We start from the raw sequence: 581 nt of genomic DNA on the forward strand, positions 1-581 counted from the left end.
TCGAACTAAGCTGACGTCCAGTTCGGTCATGGCTCGATTGACGTAGTGATGAAAAATCCGCCACATGCGTGTGTCATGTTCTCGTAATTCACGCGCTGCTGCGTTGACGGGCATTTCAGCCATTAAACGCATGGCCCAGGTCTCAAAATCCAAGGTGAAATGCGACAACGGCCGGGACCACTTCACGGGAATCAACGTGATTTTATTACATTGTTTGCAGTCTGTTCGGGGAACCCGGGCATGTAAATAGGTTTTCCATTTCCAAATATCGAGATGGCGCCACTGTTTTTTCTCTGCATCGTAGGCCTTGCAAGGTGCTCCACAATGCGGACAGGCAAACAGGGCTCCTCGTTCAAAATCAATAAATAAGTGCCAAGCTTCTTCTTGCGGGTCATACTCAATATCAGCTAATTTCCAGGGTTCTTCAAGGTCTAACATGAACTTGAACACATCATTCATTAGATTATCCTTTTTGCTTAATGGGGTCCACATGTTCCATCCCGTCCTCTTCCTATTATTACTAGACAGTATGGACACTTTCTCTATTAAACAGACATCTAACATTCACTTTAGCGAAGAAG

Annotated in this window: 1 protein-coding gene; it reads right to left on the reverse strand. The window is 45.1% G+C overall.

The genetic code is table 11. The features are described 5' to 3' along the window. The coding region (locus QD47_RS29640) for a helix-turn-helix domain-containing protein (RefSeq protein ID WP_161797226.1) at nucleotides 1-492 on the reverse strand (492 nt) is incomplete at its 3' end. Between the last annotated feature and the right edge of the window lie 89 nt (nucleotides 493-581).

This window comes from Paenibacillus terrae, assembly GCF_000943545.1.
Taxonomy (GTDB): Bacteria; Bacillota; Bacilli; order Paenibacillales; family Paenibacillaceae; genus Paenibacillus; species Paenibacillus terrae_A.